Annotated in this window: 17 protein-coding genes; 6 read left to right on the forward strand and 11 right to left on the reverse strand. The window is 54.1% G+C overall.

Translation table 11 applies throughout. The features are described 5' to 3' along the window. Positions 1–196 precede the first annotated feature (196 nt). The 5 genes from lptF to mtgA all read left to right on the forward strand — a co-directional run bounded on the left by lptF (position 197) and on the right by mtgA (position 6,455). Positions 197–1,297, forward strand: coding sequence for an LPS export ABC transporter permease LptF (gene lptF, locus BH714_RS19730; RefSeq protein WP_014171825.1), 1,101 nt, complete (start codon positions 197–199; stop codon positions 1,295–1,297). Continuing rightward, positions 1,297–2,379, forward strand: a complete 1,083-nt coding sequence (gene lptG, locus BH714_RS19735) for an LPS export ABC transporter permease LptG (protein ID WP_014171824.1) — start codon at positions 1,297–1,299, stop codon at positions 2,377–2,379. The genes lptF and lptG overlap by 1 nt, the downstream gene beginning before the upstream one ends. 135 nt (positions 2,380–2,514) lie before the next feature. Continuing rightward, positions 2,515–4,848: an aerobic respiration two-component sensor histidine kinase ArcB gene (gene arcB / locus BH714_RS19740; protein ID WP_032679053.1), complete on the forward strand. Its 2,334-nt coding sequence runs from the start codon at positions 2,515–2,517 to the stop codon at positions 4,846–4,848. A 231-nt stretch (positions 4,849–5,079) separates the two neighbouring features. After that, positions 5,080–5,733: an isoprenoid biosynthesis glyoxalase ElbB gene (gene elbB / locus BH714_RS19745; protein ID WP_032670144.1), complete on the forward strand. Its 654-nt coding sequence runs from the start codon at positions 5,080–5,082 to the stop codon at positions 5,731–5,733. Then, positions 5,730–6,455, forward strand: coding sequence for a monofunctional biosynthetic peptidoglycan transglycosylase (mtgA, locus tag BH714_RS19750; RefSeq protein WP_014171821.1), 726 nt, complete (start codon positions 5,730–5,732; stop codon positions 6,453–6,455). The genes elbB and mtgA overlap by 4 nt, the downstream gene beginning before the upstream one ends. A gap of 38 nt (positions 6,456–6,493) precedes the next feature. Here the strand turns inward: mtgA and npr are convergent, their stop codons facing one another. The 11 genes from npr to BH714_RS19805 form a co-directional block, all read right to left on the reverse strand. Beyond that, positions 6,494–6,766: a PTS phosphocarrier protein NPr gene (gene npr, locus BH714_RS19755; protein WP_003861872.1), complete on the reverse strand. Its 273-nt coding sequence runs from the start codon at positions 6,764–6,766 to the stop codon at positions 6,494–6,496. Further along, entirely contained in the window at positions 6,763–7,617 is an 855-nt protein-coding gene (rapZ, locus tag BH714_RS19760; protein ID WP_014171820.1) for an RNase adapter RapZ, read from the reverse strand. The genes npr and rapZ overlap by 4 nt, the downstream gene beginning before the upstream one ends. 45 nt (positions 7,618–7,662) lie before the next feature. Beyond that, a complete protein-coding gene (gene ptsN / locus BH714_RS19765; RefSeq protein ID WP_014171819.1) occupies positions 7,663–8,154 on the reverse strand; it encodes a PTS IIA-like nitrogen regulatory protein PtsN in 492 nt (163 codons plus the stop codon). Between the two features lie 82 nt (positions 8,155–8,236). Beyond that, a complete protein-coding gene (hpf, locus tag BH714_RS19770) occupies positions 8,237–8,524 on the reverse strand; it encodes a ribosome hibernation promoting factor (RefSeq protein WP_014171818.1) in 288 nt (95 codons plus the stop codon). 22 nt (positions 8,525–8,546) lie between these two features. Beyond that, entirely contained in the window at positions 8,547–9,980 is a 1,434-nt protein-coding gene (gene rpoN, locus BH714_RS19775) for an RNA polymerase factor sigma-54 (RefSeq protein ID WP_014171817.1), read from the reverse strand. A 47-nt stretch (positions 9,981–10,027) separates the two neighbouring features. Then, positions 10,028–10,753 (reverse strand): LPS export ABC transporter ATP-binding protein, encoded by a 726-nt coding sequence (gene lptB / locus BH714_RS19780; protein ID WP_014171816.1) that lies wholly within the window; start codon positions 10,751–10,753, stop codon positions 10,028–10,030. Positions 10,754–10,759: 6 nt separating this feature from the next. Beyond that, entirely contained in the window at positions 10,760–11,314 is a 555-nt protein-coding gene (gene lptA, locus BH714_RS19785; protein ID WP_020883526.1) for a lipopolysaccharide ABC transporter substrate-binding protein LptA, read from the reverse strand. Beyond that, a complete protein-coding gene (lptC, locus tag BH714_RS19790) occupies positions 11,283–11,858 on the reverse strand; it encodes an LPS export ABC transporter periplasmic protein LptC (RefSeq protein ID WP_014171814.1) in 576 nt (191 codons plus the stop codon). The genes lptA and lptC overlap by 32 nt, the downstream gene beginning before the upstream one ends. Further along, complete coding sequence (gene kdsC, locus BH714_RS19795; RefSeq protein WP_014171813.1) at positions 11,855–12,421, reverse strand: 3-deoxy-manno-octulosonate-8-phosphatase KdsC; 567 nt, start codon at positions 12,419–12,421, stop codon at positions 11,855–11,857. Before kdsC ends, lptC begins: the two co-directional genes overlap by 4 nt. Positions 12,422–12,435: 14 nt before the next feature. Then, a complete protein-coding gene (kdsD, locus tag BH714_RS19800; protein WP_040018741.1) occupies positions 12,436–13,422 on the reverse strand; it encodes an arabinose-5-phosphate isomerase KdsD in 987 nt (328 codons plus the stop codon). A 13-nt stretch (positions 13,423–13,435) separates the two neighbouring features. Further along, positions 13,436–14,413, reverse strand: coding sequence for a calcium/sodium antiporter (locus BH714_RS19805; protein WP_020883528.1), 978 nt, complete (start codon positions 14,411–14,413; stop codon positions 13,436–13,438). Between the two features lie 231 nt (positions 14,414–14,644). On the opposite strand from BH714_RS19805, the gene mlaF reads away from it, so the two are divergent. Continuing rightward, positions 14,645–15,457, forward strand: coding sequence for a phospholipid ABC transporter ATP-binding protein MlaF (gene mlaF / locus BH714_RS19810; protein ID WP_014171809.1), 813 nt, complete (start codon positions 14,645–14,647; stop codon positions 15,455–15,457). Positions 15,458–15,460: the final 3 nt, after the last annotated feature.

Consider the following 15,460-nt stretch of genomic DNA (forward strand, 5'->3'; position numbering starts at 1 on the left):
GTCCGCTGTTGTGGTGACTTCGTGTTAATCTTACGTTACTACGGTTTCGACACGTCAGAAAAAGTCCTGAAGCGTGAATCCGCCGGATGTTTTAATCTTAGCGATGATTTCGACGACTCAAGAGAATAAATGACGTTTAAGCCATGAAACAAGCGATTTTCCAGCAAAGAGACGGGTTTTTACGGGCGTATTTAAAGTGATAATCATAAGATATCTGGTGCGGGAGACGCTCAAAAGCCAGCTGGCGATCCTCTTCATCCTGCTGCTGATTTTTTTCTGTCAGAAGCTGGTCAGGATCCTCGGTGCGGCCGTTGACGGCGAAATTCCTACGAATCTGGTGCTTTCCCTGCTTGGTTTAGGGATCCCGGAAATGGCGCAGCTTATCCTGCCGCTAAGTCTTTTCCTCGGTCTGCTCATGACGCTCGGCAAGCTTTATACCGAGAGTGAAATCACCGTGATGCACGCCTGCGGCTTGAGTAAAGCCGTACTGGTGAAAGCCGCTATGGTTCTGGCGCTTTTCACAGGTATCGTTGCGGCGGTGAATGTGATGTGGGCGGGCCCAACGTCTTCCCGTCACCAGGATGAAGTGCTGGCAGAAGCCAAAGCAAACCCGGGTATGGCCGCACTGGCGCAGGGCCAGTTCCAGCAGGCGACGGACGGGAATTCTGTTCTCTTTATCGAAAGCGTGGATGGTAGCCGCTTTAACGATGTGTTCCTTGCGCAGCTCCGCACCAAAGGGAATGCCCGTCCTTCCGTCGTGGTGGCCGATTCGGGTCAACTGTCACAGCGTAAAGATGGCTCTCAGGTAGTGACGCTGAATAAAGGCACGCGCTTCGAAGGCACTGCGATGCTGCGCGATTTCCGCATCACCGATTTCCAGAACTACCAGGCCATTATTGGTCACCAGACCGTGGCGCTCGATCCAAGTGATACCGAGCAAATGGATATGCGTACCCTGTTCAATACGGACAACAACCGTGCGCGTGCCGAACTGCACTGGCGTATCACGCTAGTATTCGCCGTATTTATGATGGCTCTGATGGTCGTTCCGCTGAGTGTGGTTAACCCACGTCAGGGACGCGTGCTGTCAATGTTGCCAGCCATGCTGCTGTACCTGGTGTTCTTCCTGTTGCAGACCTCAATTAAGTCTAACGGTGGTAAAGGTAAAATTGACCCGTTCGTCTGGACCTGGGTGGTCAATGGTCTGTATCTGCTGCTGGCGGTGGGACTCAACCTGTGGGATACGGTGCCTGTGCGCCGCATTCGTGCCCGCTTCTCGCGTAAAGGAGCCCTCTAATGCAGGCGTTTGGCGTTCTTGACCGCTATATCGGTAAAACTATTTTTTCCACCATCATGATGACGTTGTTCATGCTGGTGTCGCTCTCCGGCATTATCAAATTTGTCGATCAGTTGAAAAAAGCCGGGCAGGGGAGCTATGACGCGCTGGGTGCGGGCATGTATACCCTGCTCAGCGTGCCAAAAGATGTGCAGATCTTCTTCCCGATGGCAGCCCTGCTGGGTGCGCTGTTGGGCTTAGGGATGCTGGCACAGCGCAGTGAACTGGTTGTTATGCAGGCTTCGGGCTTCACCCGTATGCAGGTTGCGCTGTCGGTGATGAAAACCGCGATCCCGCTGGTGCTATTGACCATGGCAATTGGTGAGTGGGTGGCACCGCAGGGTGAGCAGATGGCGCGTAACTATCGTGCGCAGGCGATGTACGGTGGTTCATTGCTCTCAACGCAGCAAGGGTTGTGGGCAAAAGATGGTGACAGCTTCGTCTATATCGAACGTGTGAAGGGCGATGACGAACTGGGGGGCGTGAGTATTTACACCTTCAATAACGATCGTCGTTTGCTCTCCGTGCGTCACGCCTCTTCGGCCAAGTTTGACGCCGAGCATAAGCAGTGGCGGTTGTCGCAGGTGGATGAGTCAGACCTGACCGATCCAAAACAGATCTCCGGCTCTCAGACGGTGTCGGGCATGTGGAAAACCAAACTCACGCCGGACAAACTCGGCGTGGTGGCGTTGGATCCTGACGCTCTCTCCATCAGTGGTTTGCACAACTACGTGAAATACCTGAAGTCGAGCGGACAGGACGCCGGACGTTATCAGCTCAACATGTGGAGCAAAATCTTCCAGCCGTTGTCCGTGGCGGTGATGATGCTGATGGCACTGTCGTTTATCTTTGGCCCGTTGCGTAGCGTGCCGATGGGCGTGCGCGTGGTGACCGGGATCAGCTTCGGCTTTGTGTTCTACGTTCTCGATCAGATCTTCGGCCCGCTGACGCTGGTTTATGGTATTCCGCCTGTTATCGGCGCGCTGCTGCCGAGCGCCAGCTTCTTCCTGATCAGCCTCTGGCTGATGCTGAAACGCTCCTGACATACCTCTCCTCGCTTCCGGAGAACCGGAAGCGAGGCTAATCTCCTGTTTCACCCCGCACTTTTTCTCACAACCTTCAACGCCCCGCCGCGAATTTGAGTATTATTGAGCGATAAAGTCGTGAAGGGATCCTCTATGAAGCAAATTCGAATGCTGGCCCAGTACTACGTCGATCTGATGATGAAGCTTGGGCTGGTGCGTTTCTCCATGCTGCTGGCACTGGCGCTGGTCGTTCTGGCCATTGTCGTGCAGATGGCCGTAACCATGGTTCTGCACGGTCAGGTCGAGAGTATCGACGTGATCCGCTCCATCTTCTTTGGCTTGCTGATTACACCCTGGGCGGTCTATTTCCTCTCCGTGGTGGTTGAACAACTGGAGGAGTCCCGTCAGCGCCTGTCAAAATTGGTCGATAAACTGGAAGAGATGCGCGATCGCGATCTGAAGCTCAACGTTCAGCTAAAGGATAATATCGCCCAACTGAACCAGGAGATTTCGGATCGTGAGAAGGCGGAGGCTGAGCGCCAGGCGACGCTGGAGCAGCTGAAAATCGAAATGAAAGAGCGCGAGGTGACGCAGATCCAGCTTGAGCAGCAATCCTCTTTCTTGCGCTCGTTCCTTGATGCATCACCGGATCTGGTTTTCTACCGTAATGAAGATAAAGAGTTTTCCGGGTGTAACCGGGCGATGGAACTGCTGACCGGGAAGAGCGAGAAGCAGCTGATTCACCTGAAGCCGCAGGACGTATACTCCGAAGAGGCGGCCGCCAAAGTGATGGAGACGGACGAAAAAGTGTTCCGTCATAACGTTTCGCTGACCTATGAACAGTGGCTGGATTACCCCGACGGGCGCAAAGCCTGCTTTGAGATCCGGAAGGTGCCGTACTACGACCGCGTGGGGAAACGCCACGGTCTGATGGGGTTTGGCCGCGATATCACCGAGCGTAAGCGCTATCAGGATGCCCTTGAACGTGCCAGCCGCGATAAAACCACCTTCATCTCCACCATCAGCCATGAACTGCGTACGCCACTTAACGGAATTGTCGGCCTGAGCCGCATTCTGCTGGACACCGATCTCACCGCAGAACAGGAAAAATACCTTAAAACCATCCATGTCTCAGCGGTCACGCTGGGGAATATCTTCAACGATATTATCGATATGGATAAGATGGAACGCCGCAAAGTGCAGCTTGATAACCAGCCGGTTGATTTCACCGGTTTCCTTGCCGATCTGGAAAACCTGTCTGGCTTGCAGGCGCAACAGAAGGGGCTGAGCTTTGTCATGGATCCCACGCTGCCGCTGCCGCACAAGGTGGTTACCGACGGCACGCGTCTGCGCCAGATCCTGTGGAACCTTATCAGCAATGCGGTCAAATTTACCCAGAAGGGGCAGGTCTCGGTACGTATTCGCTATGACCAGGGCGACATGCTGCACTTTGAGGTGGAAGACTCCGGCATTGGGATTCCGCAGGAAGAGCAGGACAAAATATTTGCGATGTACTATCAGGTGAAGGACAGCAACGGCGGCAAGCCCGCGACCGGCACAGGAATTGGTCTGGCGGTGTCTAAACGCCTTGCGAAGAGCATGGGCGGTGATATTACCGTCGCCAGCCATCCGGGCAAAGGCTCAACCTTCACGTTGACGGTGCACGCGCCGGCGGTGGCGGAAGAGGTGGAAGATACCTTCGAAAACGACGATATGCCGCTGCCTGCGCTGCATGTCCTGCTGGTGGAAGATATTGAGCTTAACGTAATTGTCGCACGCTCTGTCCTGGAAAAACTGGGCAACAGTGTAGATGTGGCGATGACCGGTAAAGCCGCGCTGGAGATGTTTAAGCCGGGTGAATATGATCTCGTTCTGCTGGATATTCAGTTGCCGGACATGACCGGGCTGGATATTTCCCGTGAACTGACGAGCCAGTACGCTGCCGACGAACTGCCGCCGCTGGTGGCGTTGACGGCGAACGTGCTGAAAGATAAAAAAGAGTACCTCGATGCCGGTATGGATGATGTACTTAGCAAGCCGCTGGCGGTGCCTGCCCTGACCGCCATGATCAAGAAGTTCTGGGATACCCATGATGAAGAGGAGAACACCATGACGTCTGTGGATAGTGCGAAAGCCCAAACGATACTCGATACCGCGATGCTGGAGCAGTACATCGATCTGGTTGGTCCAAAACTGATTACCGACGGTCTGGCGGTATTTGAAAAAATGATGCCGGGCTATCTGAGCGTGCTGGAGTCAAATCTGACAGCGCGGGATCAGAAAGGCATTGTGGAAGAAGGGCATAAAATCAAAGGCGCGGCCGGCTCGGTCGGCTTACGTCACCTGCAGCAGCTGGGACAACAGATTCAGTCACCTGATTTACCTGCCTGGGAAGATAACGTAGGTGATTGGGTTGAAGAGATGAAACAAGAGTGGCAGAACGATGTGGCGGTGCTTAAAGCCTGGGTGGACGCCAGAAAAAAATGACCCCGGCTTAACCGGGGTGCGCGAATACTGCGCCAACACCAGGGAAATTGTGGCTGCGCCTGTTTTTTTGTGTTGTTTTCGTATGGACGCCGCCTGAAAATTTAGGCCGCACGCAAATAAGATAGCAAATCTTAAATGGTTTGTTACAGGAATCAGTGAAATGTGTGAAGCATAGCGTTTTAATCAAAATTAATTATGTGCTTCAGCGAGTTGCAGAGAAGGATCGTCATGATGAAAAAGATTGGTGTCGTACTGAGCGGATGTGGCGTTTACGATGGTTCTGAGATACACGAAGCCGTCATCACATTGCTGGCCCTGGCAAGAGAGGGGGCTGAAGTCATTTGCTTCGCGCCAGACAAAAATCAGGCTGATGTCATTAATCATCTGACCGGGGAGCCGATGGCGGAAACCCGTAACGTCCTGATTGAAGCCGCGCGTATTGCGCGTGGCGAAATTCATCCTCTGATTCAGGCGGACGCGGCAGAGCTTGATGCGTTAATTGTGCCGGGCGGGTTTGGGGCGGCTAAAAACCTCAGCACGTTTGCCACGCAAGGCGCCGGGTGTCAGGTTGATCCGCATTTAAAAGCATTATCACAGGCCATGCATGCGGCGGGTAAACCGCAGGGCTTTATCTGTATCGCTCCGGCCATGCTTCCGACAATTTTTGATTTCCCGCTGCGCCTGACCATCGGGACCGATATTGATACAGCGGAAATCATCGAGGAGATGGGAGGCGAGCATATCCCTTGTCCGGTGGATGACATTGTGGTGGATGAAGACAATAAAATCGTCACCACACCCGCGTATATGCTGGCGCAGACTATCGCGGAAGCCGCTTCAGGCATTGAAAAGCTGGTGGCCAGAGTGCTGGTGCTGACTGAATGAGGCGTCAATTCGCCGCAGGCGCCTGGGTAAAACGTATTCTTTGGCGTGCCGTGCTGGTGCTGGCGGTGTTCTGGGGCGGCGGACTGGCATTATTCAGCATTCTGCCGGTTCCGTTTTCTGCCGTGATGGTTGAGCGTCAGCTGAGCGCGTGGTTCACCGGTGACTTCAGCTATGTTGCCCACTCTGACTGGGTGAGCACAGATGAAATCTCCCCGTGGATGGGGCTGGCGGTGATAGCGGCGGAGGATCAGAAATTCCCGGAGCACTGGGGGTTTGACGTGGCGGCAATCGAGAAAGCGCTCGCCCATAACGAACGCCATGAAAACCGCGTGCGCGGCGCATCGACGCTGTCACAACAGACGGCCAAAAACCTGTTTTTGTGGGATGGCCGTAGCTGGGTGCGAAAAGGGCTGGAAGCCGGATTGACCCTGGGGATGGAAACGGTCTGGAGCAAGAAACGTATTCTGACGGTCTATCTGAACATTGCCGAGTTTGGTGATGGCGTGTTTGGTGTCGAAGCCGCGTCGCAGAGATATTTCAATAAACCTGCCAGCCGGCTGAGCCTCTCTGAAGCTGCGCTGTTGGCCGCGGTCTTGCCTAACCCAATTCGCTTTAAGGCTGATGCCCCCTCAGGCTATGTGCGAAACCGACAGGCGTGGATCATGCGCCAGATGCGGCAGCTGGGAGGAGAAGGGTTTATGGCGAGAAATAAATTGATGTAAGGCGGGTAAGCGTAGCGCTACCCGCCATGAAAGAGGCGTTAGTCTTCGTCAAACCCGGCGTTAAACAGCGCAATCACCGCCGCCAGCGCTTCCTCTTCCTGTGGACCGGTAGCTTCTACTTCAATCTGGCGGCCTTTGGCGGAGTCCAGCATCAGTAGCGCAATTACGCTGTTCGCTTCCGCCTCGGTACCTTCATCGTTACGCAGCAGAACTTCTGCATCGAAACCCTGCATCAGCTCAAACAGTTTCATCGCCGGACGTGCATGCATGCCCAGCTTATTGGTGATCTCAACGGTTTGTTTTACGGTCATGTTTTACGTTTTTCCAGCGTGCGATGACGGGACTGAACGTTCTTTCCGCGTGAACGGAAATAGTCGGCCAGCTGTTCGGCGATATAGACCGAACGATGTTTACCGCCGGTACAGCCAATCGCTACGGTCAGGTAGCTACGGTTGTTTGTCTCCAGCATAGGTAACCATAGCTCAAGGTAGCTTCGCGTCTGGTAGATAAAATTGTGAACTTCTGTGTGTCTGTCGAGGAAGGCCGCGACGGGCTTATCGAGACCGGTCATTGGACGCAGCTTCGGATCCCAGTGCGGGTTCGGCAGGAAGCGCACGTCGAAAACATAATCCGCATCGATAGGAATACCGTGCTTAAAGCCGAACGACTCGAACACCATCGTCAGTTCACGCTCGCGTTTGCCCAGTAAACGGGTACGCAGCATTTCCGCCAGCTCATGCACGGACATTTCGGACGTATCGACAATCAGGTCAGCACGGGAACGCAGCGGTTCCAGCAGATCGCTCTCTTCGTCGATAGCACTTTCCAGCGAGAGGTTCTTGCTGGAAAGCGGGTGCAAACGACGGGTATCGCTGTAGCGACGGATCAGAGTATTGCGGTCTGCATCGAGGAACAGCAGCTGAGGCGAGAATGAATCAGGCAGGTTGCTCATTGCCTGTTCAAAGATTTCTGGCGATTCAGGCATGTTACGAACGTCGATACTGACGGCGGCAGAGATTTGCCTCTCCGCAAGCGTGCGTGCCAGGTCGGGCAGCAGCACGACCGGCAGGTTATCTACGCAGTAAAACCCCATGTCTTCCAGCGCGCGCAGGGCCACGGATTTCCCGGACCCTGAACGGCCACTGACAATCATCAGCACCATGTTCCGTTTCTCCTCAGGACAACAGATGTGAAGGCCATCTCCTGGTTATGCATCATCCTGATTGCCTTCTGCTTCAGTGATAATTTGATATAGCTCTTCATCACTTTGGGCTGCGCGCAGTCGACGGCAAATGGTTTTATCGGCCAGGCGTTTTGCGACCAGCGAAAGCGTATGCAAATGGGTTTTCGTCTGGTCGGCAGGCACCAGCAGCGCGAAGAGGAGATCGACGGGCTGATTATCGATGGCATCGAAGGCGATAGGCGTCTCCAGCTGCACAAACACACCGACGGCACGCAGGGTGTCCTCTTCCAGTTTGCCGTGCGGGATCGCGATGCCGTTGCCGATGCCGGTACTGCCCATTTTTTCACGGGTCAGGATCGCTTCGAACACGACCTGCGGCGGCAGGCCCAGCTGTTTTGCGGCCAGTTCACTGATGATCTCCAGCGCACGTTTTTTGCTCTGGCAGTGAACAGCACTGCGCGTACATTCCTGGTTAAGGACATTGCTCAGTTGAAGAGCGGAATCGTTGTTCATCATAATTTCACCTAAGCGCTAACTGTACAAACGGCCTGTTGTGTTTCACAACAGGCCTTCCTGCACCCGTTAACTGCCCGGACAATTAGTGTTGTTTCAGTTTGTCTTTATGTTTATTGAGCTGTCGTGCAAGCTTATCAATCAAGCCGTCGATAGCAGCGTACATGTCTTGCCCTTCCGCACTGGCATGGAGCTCACCCCCGTTGACATGCAGGGTCGCATCCGAGATATGAGTCACTTTCTCCACTTTCAATACAACATAGACCTGGTTGATCCTTTCGAAATACTGCTCGAGTTTCGCGAATTTAGCATTCACAAAATCACGTAAAGCCTCAGTAATCTCGACGTTATGTCCTGTGATATTGAGCTGCATAGTGTCTTCCTTATCGGTTGTGTCAGACCAGCTGTTTACGCTGGTTAGACGGCGGAATGGATAAAGACTCTCGATACTTCGCAACAGTTCGGCGTGCCACCATAATACCCTGGTCGGACAGTATGGTGGTTAACTTACTGTCGCTCAGTGGCTTCGCGGGGTTCTCCGCGGCGATCAACTTCTTCACCAGGGCGCGAATGGCCGTTGACGACGCTTCACCGCCGCCCTCGGTATTCACATGGCTGGAGAAGAAATACTTAAGCTCAAAAATACCGCGTGGGCTGTGCAGATACTTCTGCGTGGTCACGCGGGAAATGGTTGATTCATGCATCTCGACGGCCTGGGCGATATCCGCCAGCACCATCGGTTTCATATACTCTTCGCCCTGCTCAAAGAACGCCTGCTGCTGTTCGACAATACAGCGGCTTACGCGGAGCAGCGTATCATTTCGGCTCTCCAGACTTTTGATCAACCATCGCGCTTCCTGCAAATTGCTACGAATGTATTGATTATCGGAGTCGTTACGCACGCTGGTGCACATGGAGGCATACTGCTGGTTGATTTGCAGGCGAGGGATGCTGTCTGAGTTCAGTTCAACGACCCAGCGGTCATTGTGTTTTCTGACCAGCACATCCGGGATGACGTACTCGGGTTCGCTGGTCTGAATGGACTGACCGGGGCGCGGATCGAGGGACTGAATCAGATTGACCGCCTCTTTCAGCACCTCTTCTTTCAGGCGCGTGACGCGCATCAGGCTGCGGAAATCGTGGTTGGCCAGAAGATCCAGATGGTCGCTGATGATCAAGCGGGCTTCATCAAGCCATGGCGTCTCTTTACTGAACTGAGAAAGTTGGATAAGCAGGCAGTCGCGCAGATCTTTTGCGGCCACCCCAACCGGATCGAAACGCTGAATGCGCTTCAAAACGGCTTCTATCTCCTCGAGTTCAATCTCTTCGTCACCCATGCTTTCCAGAATTTCGTCCAGCGTGACGGTCAGATAACCGGTGTCATCCACGGCATCGACAATGGATGTCGCTATCGCGCGGTCGGTATCGGAGAAGGGGGTAAGTTCCACCTGCCACATCAGGTAATCCTGCAGTGACTGGGTAGTTTCACCCTGATAAACCGGTAGCTCATCGTCCTGGTAGTCTGCACGCGTACCGGAAGGGGTTCCGGCGGTGTAGATTTCATCCCAGCTGGCATCCAGCGGAAGCTCGTCCGGCATCTCTTTTTGTTCGAGCGCATCGGCGGTGTCGAGTGCTTCAGTATCCTGCGACTGCTGGGTATCTACCTCTTCATGAAGATCGGCTTGCTCCAGCAACGGATTGCTATCCAGCGCTTGCTGGAGCTCCTGCTGGAGTTCTAAGGTGGACAGTTGCAACAGGCGAATCGCCTGCTGTAGCTGCGGCGTCATCGCCAGTTGTTGGCTGAGCCGTAATTGCAAACCTTGCTTCATGTTCAGAGCATTTTTCTCCGGTTCGGCGTTACATTACCTCTACCCTATCAGAGTCTGAAGTCTTCCCCAAGGTAGACACGCTTAACATGATCATCTTCGAGGATCTGCTGCGGCGTACCGTGGGCGATCAGATTGCCCTGGCTCACGATGTATGCGCGTTCGCACACGGCCAGCGTTTCACGGACGTTATGGTCAGTGATCAGTACGCCAAGCCCGCTGTCGCGCAGATGCTCAATGATACGTTTAATGTCGATAACGGAGATCGGGTCAACGCCTGCAAACGGTTCATCCAGAAGGATAAATTTCGGGTTTGCAGCCAGCGCACGTGCAATCTCAACGCGACGGCGTTCACCGCCGGACAGCGCCTGACCGAGGCTGTCGCGCAGATGTTCGATATGGAACTCTTCCATCAGCTCGTTAGCCCGGTCCTGACGCTGTTCGCTGGTCAGATCGTCACGAATTTGCAGGACGGCCATCAGGTTATCAAAGACGCTCAGGCGGCGGAAAATGGAGGCTTCCTGCGGCAGATAGCCGATACCGCGACGCGCACGCGCATGCAGCGGCAGAAGACTGATATCTTCATCATCAATGACGATGTTGCCTGCATCGCGCGACACAATGCCAACGACCATGTAGAAGGTTGTGGTCTTGCCCGCACCGTTAGGGCCAAGCAGGCCTACAATTTCGCCGGAGTTGACGGTCAGACTGACATCTTCTACGACACGGCGGCCCTTATAGGCCTTCGCGAGATTTTTTGCAGTTAATGTTGCCATAACGAATTAGTTACTCTTCTTCTGTGCCGGGGCCTGACCCTTACCTTTGTCCTGCAGCTGCGACGGAACCAGCACGGTGGTTACGCGTTTGCCTTTCTCGCTGGAGGCCTGCATTTTTTGCTCTTTCACCAGATAGGTGATCTGGTCGCCGGTGATGTTGCTGTCCAGCTGTTCCAGATAAGCGTTACCGGTCAGGATGACCAGGTCCTTTGCCAGCTCATAGTGCATATGCGTGGCGCGGCCTTTCACGGGTTTGCCGTTATCCTGCATCTGGTAGAAGGTTGCCGGGTTGCCATAGCCATCAATGATCTCTTTGCCTTGCTCGCCACCGGGACGGGTAACGACCACTTTGTCGGCGTTGATTTTGATGGTGCCCTGGGTCATGACGACGTTACCGGTAAAGGTAACGACATTGCCTTGCATATCAAGCGACTGCGTGTCGGACTCGATATGGATAGGCTGGTCAGTATCGCCCGTTACAGCAAGCGCGGGAAGACTGGTCGCCAGCATCGCACTGGCGATAATTACTTTAAGGCTGAGTTTGTTTGTTTTGAATTTCATAGGAGGTTCTAACCTTTTCAATCAGCTCGGCGTTTTTGCTGCGTAAGTTCCCGCGCATTCTTAAACCGCTGGAATTAAATGTTGTGCCATACAGTGTGACCAGATCCTGCGACGTCACGTCCTGGGTCACGAGGTTGATCTGTGCATTATCCGTCGTGATTTTGCGCAGTTGTGAGTCAGCGGTCAGGGCGTTGACTTCAACGTGGCCATACAGATAAAGCATACGGTCATTCGTCAGTTTTGCCCGGTCAGATTTAATCGACCACGTCGGCACTTTGTCTTTATCAAACGTGGTCATGACAGGCTGGGTAAACCACGAAATACCGTCATCTGAAAAATATTCAACATGCTGGGCAATCAGGCGATAGTTCAGCGCACCTTCCGGGCTGTAGACCACGGTGTCACTGTGATCGCTTTTATAAGTTGGCTCGCTCGTATTGACCACTTCCGTCTGCGTATCGTCGCGATCGGCAAGGTTCACGCCAATCAATACCAGTGCGACAAGCGAAAGCAGAATGATAACCCAACGTCTGGTTTTACTCATATCGATTGCCCTTTGGCCTCATCAAGCTTGCCCTGCGCCAGCAAAAGCAGATCGCAGACTTCACGTACGGCACCACGGCCACCGTTGATATGGGTGACATAGTCAGCGCGCGGGATCAGCAGCGGATGCGCATCGGCCACGGCGATACTCAGACCGACTTCAGCCATCACCGGCCAGTCAATCAGATCGTCCCCGACATAGGCCACGTTTTCCGGCGCGACGGCCAGTTTACCCAGTAAATCGTTGAACGCCGCCATCTTATCGGACTGACCCTGATACAGATGGGTAATGCCTAACGTTTCACAACGGTCTTCTACCAGTTTAGCTTTCCGACCGGTGATGATGGCAACGTCGATGCCTGATGTGAGCGCACAACGAATACCGTAGCCATCGCGAACGTTAAACGCTTTCAGCTCTTCACCATTATTGCCCATGTAAATCAGGCCATCAGAGAGTACCCCATCCACATCCAGGATGAGCAGGCGAATGTTTTCCGCCTTTGCCATCATATGGGTACTGACCGGACCATAACAGGTTGCAAGGGATGCACCCGCATTACTCATTGTCTTATCCTTCATTACACTACGCCTGCGCGCAGCAGATCATGCATATGTACCACACCCAGCAACTGGTCGCCATCGGCAACCATCACTGAGGTGATATGACGGGACTGCATCAGGTTCAGCACATCCACCGCCAGCGTGCCCGGACGAACACGGATACCGCCGGACGTCATCACATCAGCGATGCCCAGCGTGCGAACATCAACACCCATGTCGAACACGCGGCGCAGGTCGCCATCGGTGAAGATCCCCTGGATCTTCATCAGGTCGTCGCACACAACCGTCATACCCAGATTCTTGCGGGTGATCTCCAGCAGCGCATCGCGCAGGGAGGCCTCTTTACTGACGTGAGGGATCTCATCGCCAGTGTGCATAATATCGTTAACCCGAAGCAGAAGCTTACGCCCGAGCGCGCCACCTGGGTGGGAAAGCGCGAAATCTTCCGGGGTAAAACCGCGGGCTTCCAGCAACGCAACGGCAAGCGCATCGCCCATGACCAGCGCAGCGGTCGTGCTGGACGTTGGAGCAAGACCCAGCGGGCAGGCTTCTTTAGGCACTTTCACGCACAGGTGAATATCCGCCGCGCGCGCCATGCTACTTTCCGGGCGGCTGGTCATGCAAATAAGCGGAACCCGCAGCCGCTTCAGCACGGGGATCAGCGCCAGGATCTCATTAGACTCACCGGAGTTCGACAGCGCGATGACGATATCCTGCGGCGTTACCATGCCCAGATCGCCGTGCGCGGCTTCCCCCGGGTGTACAAAGAAGGAAGAGGTTCCGGTGCTGGCAAACGTTGCTGCCATTTTGCGCCCAATGTGACCGGACTTGCCCATGCCCATCACCACGATTTTACCGGCACAGTAGAACATCTTCTCACATGCCAGACTAAAATCCTGATTAATGTACTGATCTAACTGCGCCAGACCTTCACGTTCAATCTCCAGAACCTCTTTGCCTGCTTTCTGAAAGTCAAAACCCGGCTGCAATTCTATTTGCGACATAATGCGTTTCCGTTTACCCAGAGAGAAGAGGCGAAAGCCAGTACAGCATCGCCATCCATACGATAAATCCACCCGTCAGCAGCGCCCCTGCGCCTTTGCCGATCTGTCGTTGCCGCCGCCAGCAGAGCAGGGCAAAAATGACGCTGACCAGCAACATCACCCCGTAATCGCGTGAGAATGCCAGGGGGTTAAAAGGCCCGGGCGTTATCAGGGCCGGCAGGCCCATCACGATGGCGATATTAAAAATGTTTGAACCGATAATATTGCCTATGGCAATGTCATCTTCACCTTTACGTGCCCCTGCGATAGCGGTGGCCAGTTCCGGCAGACTGGTGCCAATGGCAATGACCGTCAGGCCAATGGTGAGCTCACTCATGGCGAAATAGTTCGCCAGCACCGTGGCGTTATCGACGACCATGCGCGTGGCCATCGGCATGATGATCAGCGCGACGCCGAGCCACAGCAGCGCTACAGGCAGCGTGCCTTCACGCGGGAGTTCGGCGACCTGCTCTCGCGTCAGGCTATCCTGGCCCTGTTTTTCTGCCAGACGGGCGATTTTAACACTATACAGCAGCCAGATAACGGCCAGCGCCAGCAAGAAAATGCCGTCACCGTAGCTCAGTACGCCATCATAAAATACGCACCCTGCCAGCAGGCTTACGATTAACATTAGCGGCAATTCACGGCGCAGAACATCAGAATGCACGCGAAATGGATGGAGCAGGGCCGCAAGGCCAAGGATCAGTAAGATATTGACGATGTTGGAACCAATCGCGGTGCCGACGGCAAGGTCTAACTGACCGTGCAGTGATGCCGTGACAGAGACGATGATTTCAGGAAGCGAGGTTCCGACACTGACCACGGTCATCCCGATGACGACAGGCGGTACGCCAGTCAGGCGGCACAGGATAGATGCAGCAAATACCAAACGGTCAGCACTGTAGACCACCAAAAGTAAACCAATTATTAACAGTGCTGTTGCTAAAAGCATCAAAAGTCCTTTCTTCAGGTATACTCGTCGGTCCATCGCGCAGGAATGGAATGGCAGGACTGCATACAGTCTGAGGCGTAACGAATTCCTAATTTTGACTTTATGCGCCGGAAAAGTAAAACAAATGCCAGCTTTCGCTAACCTCAACGGCTAATATTCTGTAAAAATGCTGAGTTTAGGGCTGATTCAGTCTGCATGCTTAACGTGAGCAGGGTAAGAAAGGAACCATAAATGAGCCAAACTATGGCGAATTTAGTTGATGTCCGGGGTGTGAGTTTTTCTCGCGCCAACAGATTGATATTCGATGATATTTCGTTGACCGTACCGCGTGGCAAGATCACTGCCATCATGGGGCCGTCCGGGATCGGTAAAACGACCCTGCTGCGCCTTATTGGTGGCCAGATCCCACCCGATAGCGGTGAAATCCTCTTTGACGGCGAAAACATCCCCGAGATGTCACGATCGCGCCTGTATACTGTTCGTAAACGCATGAGTATGCTTTTCCAGTCGGGAGCGTTGTTCACGGACATGAATGTCTTTGATAACGTGGCCTATCCGCTGCGCGAACACACCCGTCTGCCGCCAGAGCTGCTGAAAAGTACGGTGATGATGAAGCTTGAAGCCGTGGGACTGCGAGGGGCTGCAAAACTGATGCCCTCAGAGCTGTCCGGCGGTATGGCACGTCGTGCCGCGCTGGCACGCGCCATCGCCTTAGAACCCGATTTAATCATGTTCGACGAACCGTTCGTCGGGCAGGACCCTATCACGATGGGCGTGCTGGTGAAGCTCATCTCTGAACTGAACAGCGCGCTCGGCGTAACCTGTATAGTGGTTTCTCACGATGTACCGGAAGTGTTGAGCATCGCCGACTATGCCTACATTGTGGCAGACAAAAGGATCGTTGCGCATGGCAGCGCTCAGGCGTTGCAGGAAAACTGCGATCCGCGTGTACGGCAGTTCCTCGACGGCATTGCGGATGGGCCTGTGCCATTCCGCTATCCGGCGGGCGACTATCGTGACGATTTACTGGGAATAGGGAGTTAAGCC

The organism is Enterobacter ludwigii, assembly GCF_001750725.1.
In the GTDB taxonomy this organism is placed as follows: Bacteria; Pseudomonadota; Gammaproteobacteria; order Enterobacterales; family Enterobacteriaceae; genus Enterobacter; species Enterobacter ludwigii.

What these genes read in the sequence shown, in the direction of transcription:
- lptG (WP_014171824.1), top strand. Translation starts at nt 1,297, where the DNA reads ATGCAGGCGTTTGGCGTTCTTGACCGCTATATCGGTAAAACTATTTTT.
- arcB (WP_032679053.1), top strand. Translation starts at nt 2,515, where the DNA reads ATGAAGCAAATTCGAATGCTGGCCCAGTACTACGTCGATCTGATGATG.
- elbB (WP_032670144.1), top strand. Translation starts at nt 5,080, where the DNA reads ATGAAAAAGATTGGTGTCGTACTGAGCGGATGTGGCGTTTACGATGGT.
- mtgA (WP_014171821.1), top strand. Translation starts at nt 5,730, where the DNA reads ATGAGGCGTCAATTCGCCGCAGGCGCCTGGGTAAAACGTATTCTTTGG.
- npr (WP_003861872.1), bottom strand. Translation starts at nt 6,766, where the DNA reads ATGACCGTAAAACAAACCGTTGAGATCACCAATAAGCTGGGCATGCAT.
- rapZ (WP_014171820.1), bottom strand. Translation starts at nt 7,617, where the DNA reads ATGGTGCTGATGATTGTCAGTGGCCGTTCAGGGTCCGGGAAATCCGTG.
- ptsN (WP_014171819.1), bottom strand. Translation starts at nt 8,154, where the DNA reads ATGATGAACAACGATTCCGCTCTTCAACTGAGCAATGTCCTTAACCAG.
- hpf (WP_014171818.1), bottom strand. Translation starts at nt 8,524, where the DNA reads ATGCAGCTCAATATCACAGGACATAACGTCGAGATTACTGAGGCTTTA.
- rpoN (WP_014171817.1), bottom strand. Translation starts at nt 9,980, where the DNA reads ATGAAGCAAGGTTTGCAATTACGGCTCAGCCAACAACTGGCGATGACG.
- lptB (WP_014171816.1), bottom strand. Translation starts at nt 10,753, where the DNA reads ATGGCAACATTAACTGCAAAAAATCTCGCGAAGGCCTATAAGGGCCGC.
- lptA (WP_020883526.1), bottom strand. Translation starts at nt 11,314, where the DNA reads ATGAAATTCAAAACAAACAAACTCAGCCTTAAAGTAATTATCGCCAGT.
- lptC (WP_014171814.1), bottom strand. Translation starts at nt 11,858, where the DNA reads ATGAGTAAAACCAGACGTTGGGTTATCATTCTGCTTTCGCTTGTCGCA.
- kdsC (WP_014171813.1), bottom strand. Translation starts at nt 12,421, where the DNA reads ATGAGTAATGCGGGTGCATCCCTTGCAACCTGTTATGGTCCGGTCAGT.
- kdsD (WP_040018741.1), bottom strand. Translation starts at nt 13,422, where the DNA reads ATGTCGCAAATAGAATTGCAGCCGGGTTTTGACTTTCAGAAAGCAGGC.
- BH714_RS19805 (WP_020883528.1), bottom strand. Translation starts at nt 14,413, where the DNA reads ATGCTTTTAGCAACAGCACTGTTAATAATTGGTTTACTTTTGGTGGTC.
- mlaF (WP_014171809.1), top strand. Translation starts at nt 14,645, where the DNA reads ATGAGCCAAACTATGGCGAATTTAGTTGATGTCCGGGGTGTGAGTTTT.